Below are 3,532 nucleotides of genomic sequence, written 5' to 3'. Positions count from 1 at the left end.
ATCGTCAAGTGCGGAACCTCCCGCTACAACATCTGGAACCGCGACGGGCGTCCACGCGACAGCACCCCGATCACCGCCATCGAGATCACCGTGCACCCACCAGCCCTGCCCAGCACGCAGGACCCGAGCCGGGCCCTGTCCGGCCGCTGGGGCCAGGTCTGCCAGCTCTTGGCCGCGAACTCCAACCAGCCCATGCACACCCGGGACATCGCGCGGCATCTCGGGCTCCCCTCCTCGGGGCGCCCCCTCAGCAGCCTCACCGCGCAACTCTGCTACTGGGCCCGCAACGGCCGACTCATCCGCACGGCACCGAACACCTACAAGATCACCCTTCCTGAAGCCTTGACACCACCAACAGGCCCTGAACTTCGTGGCATTGGATGCTGGATGCAGTCCGCTACGTGGTCGACAACGGCCAATGCCGTTGCTTGAGCTACTGAAGTATCGCGGGCGTAAGGGTGATGACCTTCTCCGGAACCCGTCGTGTGCCTCGCCTGACCTGGTCTTTCTTGCGCACGATGTACTGCGAGACCGGATGGCGGGTGTAGCGGTCCGCTGCGCGTAGTCGCCGTAGCCCGTTGTCGAGCTTGCGCACGACTTTCGTGGCCATCCGCTTCATGAACTGCCGCAGACGGCGGGTTGATTGGCCTGCCTGGAGAACGACGCTGCGTCGTGTGTGCTTGAGGACCTTGACGAACGAGATCCGGTCGGGGTCCAGGCCCTCGCCGTCGGCCAGCCGCATGATGATCCGGTTCAGACAGTGATGGAGAGTCAGGTGGGCCCAGATCTCCTGCCGTACCAGTTCCGGCGACACCGACCGCAGCACCTCGGTCTTTCCCCGCTGAAAGGTCTTCAGCTGCCGGTAGGCGGATTCGATCTCCCAGCGCTCGTGATACAGAGCTGCCAGCTCCTCGGCGGGCCAGGACTCGGGATCGAGCAAGTCGGTCAGCAGCCTGGTTGTTTCGCCCCCGTCGACCTGGTAGTCGATCACCCTGACTGTCACCCCGCCCGGATGGGAGCGCCGCTGCCCGGCGAGATTCATCCGGGTCAGATAAGTCCCGTCAGGCAAGACCTCCATGGGCTTCGCGGCGACGAAGGTGCGGGCTCTGATCAGTAAGTGGGCTCCGGCCTGCGTATATGCCTTCCACAATGCGACACCGGGGAAGGCCCGGTCCATGATCACCAGCATGCCGACGGCACTGCCGGCCATCTCTGTCGCCAGCGCGGGCTCGCCACCACCGCCCTTGAAGCTGCCTATCCGCGCGTCGATCGTCGCATGCGTACAGGTCTCGGTCAGCGTCACCACTCTGGCCTGCGGGAACCCGATGGGCCGACCGGCGCTGTCCACCTGCCCACCAAAAGCGGCACGTGTCGTATCGTTCTCCGGCACGTCCAGCAAGAACCCGTCGACCGCGGCAACTCTCATCCCGCGCCAGAACGCGGCCTCGAGGGTGGGCGGAGCGATCGCCCCCGCCACACGGCGGAACACTGCCTCCAACGGTGCGGCCCCAAGCTGCTGCCGGGCCCTGGTGAACGACGACTTGTTCGGGACCGACTGGTCCATCTCGCCCAAGGCCCCGACCAGGTTCTCCGCGACATCGTCGTAGGAGCCCTGCTGGAACAAGGCCAGAGCAAGCACGAAGTAGACCATGAACCGGCTCGACAGGGGACGGGGCTTGGCATCCAGCCGACCACACGCGGTCAGCACCTCGTCCACCAGCTCAGGAACGATCCACTCGGTGAGCAACCCGAGCCGGACTTCATCGGATAACCCGATCCATGGATGCATGTCCGTGTCAACGAACCAGCACCCCGGCGGTCACCGTGCCTGGGAGAGGAACTACGTGCACCTCTCAAGCAACGGCATTGCGACAACGGCGTCAAGTGGGTCAATCTGCCTGCGGATTTCCCGCCGTACCGGCGTGTGCACGCTTTCGCCCGCCGCTGGCAGGTGACGGGTCTGCTCGCCGAGTTCCACGACCGGCTGCGCGACCGCGTGCGTGAGAAGGAAGGACGGACGGTGGATCCGACAGCCGCGATCGTGGACTCGCAGTCACTGCGGGCAGCGGCGAACATCCCGCGCTCCACGTCCGGCTGGGACGGCGGCAAGAAGGTGGGCGGCCGCAAGCGGCACCTGGTGGTGGACTGCCTCGGCCTGGTCCTGGCCGTGGCGGTGAGCGCGGCAAGCGTGCAGGACCGCGACGCCGCCGTGCCCCTGCTCGAGCGGCTGCGACGCCAGTACTTCTCCGTCCGTCTCATCTGGGCGGACGGCGGATACGCCGGGAGCCTGGTCGGCTGGGCCCGCGAGGAACTCCGGCTCGCCCTGGAGATCGTCAAACGGTCGGATGACGTGACGGGGTTCGTGGTGCTGCCGCGCAGGTGGGTGGTGGAGAGAACGCTGAGCTGGCTGATGCGCTCGCGTCGCCTGGTGCGCGACTACGAGACGCTGCCTGCCATGCATGAGGCCATGGTGCTGTGGTCGATGACCATGCTGATGAGCGGCCGCCTGGCCGGGCGCCGCCCTGGCGCCTAGCAGCCGGCCGTCGTCCCGAGCTGGGTGAACACCCCTGGCCGTGTCTGGAGTGCCCACCCTCGTTCCACCAGGCGTTTCGCCTTCGACCGCAGCCCCTCGACCTTCGCCGGGACCGCTTGCAGGCCCAGGGCCGTGGCCAACTGCTGGCACCGCATTCCCTCCCGGCCCGCAGCCGACTCCAGCACGGACATGATCCGCTGGTGGTCCGCAGGCAGGACCGACGACGTCATCCCCTCGGCCCGTCTGGGCACCACCGTCCCCGCCACCGCACTCACCACCGGCTCCACGACCGCACACGGCGGCTCGGCCAGCACCTCGGCCACCGTCACACGGGCATCCGCAAGACGCTGAAGTGCGCGTTCCGCCTCGCCGAGGGCGGCCTGCACCCGCTCGGCCTCCTCCCGCAACCGCGCGACCTCTTCCCGGACCTTCATCTCCCGGACCTCCAGCAGACCGAGTACTGACGGCACCAGCCACCCCCACAAGCGGGACGAACGGACGAACCACGCCCATCTCTCCCGCCGCCAGCCGGAGTTCATGCCCACCCAGCCCGAACCAAACGATCACGTTCGGAAAGCGAATGGCGTCTTAGGGATTCTCACCTGGTGTCACGGCCCGGGTCACGAACCCCGCCCCCACACGATCCACGGGGTCAGACCACGCCGCGACCCCCGACACCCCGACGACCACTGAAACTGCGCAGCATCCAACCAACCTGCCCAACGCTCGTTTGTCAGGTGCGGCATGGCAGGACTGTAGAGGCGCGGTGGCTTCCGCGAGGACCGGTTTCGCACAGGCTCAGCCTTGACCGCGCGGTGTGAGCCCGGGCGGGGCCGGCGGCAGGTTGGGCGTCTCGGGCGGCTGGGCGCGGACCCAGCCGTGGGTGCGCATGGTCTCCGTCTCCCTGAGGTTCCCCCGCTGTGAGGGAGGGGCTGACTAGCTGGTCAGGGCGGGTTGACGTGGTTTCAGGTTCACTTGTTCGGTCGCTTCCTGGTTGGC

3 protein-coding genes and 1 pseudogene are annotated in these 3,532 nt (G+C 67.3%); 2 read left to right on the top strand and 2 right to left on the bottom strand.

Going from position 1 to position 3,532, the window contains the following annotated elements; all coding sequences use genetic code 11:
* Positions 1–432, top strand: a pseudogene (locus ACWD35_RS45200) (hypothetical protein); the annotation flags it as partial.
* Position 433: 1 nt separating this feature from the next.
* Here ACWD35_RS45200 and ACWD35_RS45195 read toward each other — a convergent pair.
* Positions 434–1,789 carry an IS4 family transposase gene (locus ACWD35_RS45195; RefSeq protein WP_451357134.1) on the bottom strand — a complete coding sequence of 452 codons (1,356 nt, stop codon included), beginning with the start codon at positions 1,787–1,789 and terminating at the stop codon, positions 434–436.
* A gap of 135 nt (positions 1,790–1,924) precedes the next feature.
* Here ACWD35_RS45195 and ACWD35_RS45190 point away from each other — a divergent pair, with 135 nt between their 5' ends.
* The gene (locus tag ACWD35_RS45190) at positions 1,925–2,533 is read left to right on the top strand and encodes an IS5 family transposase (protein ID WP_451357133.1); all 609 of its coding nucleotides are present in this window, start codon (positions 1,925–1,927) and stop codon (positions 2,531–2,533) included.
* On the opposite strand, the gene ACWD35_RS45185 is transcribed toward ACWD35_RS45190, so the two are convergent.
* Positions 2,530–3,003 (bottom strand): hypothetical protein, encoded by a 474-nt coding sequence (locus ACWD35_RS45185; protein ID WP_451357132.1) that lies wholly within the window; start codon positions 3,001–3,003, stop codon positions 2,530–2,532. The genes ACWD35_RS45190 and ACWD35_RS45185 overlap by 4 nt on opposite strands.
* Between the last annotated feature and the right edge of the window lie 529 nt (positions 3,004–3,532).

Source organism: Streptomyces sp. NPDC002671 (genome assembly GCF_053592475.1).
This window is presented reverse-complemented; position numbering and strand designations above follow the sequence as displayed.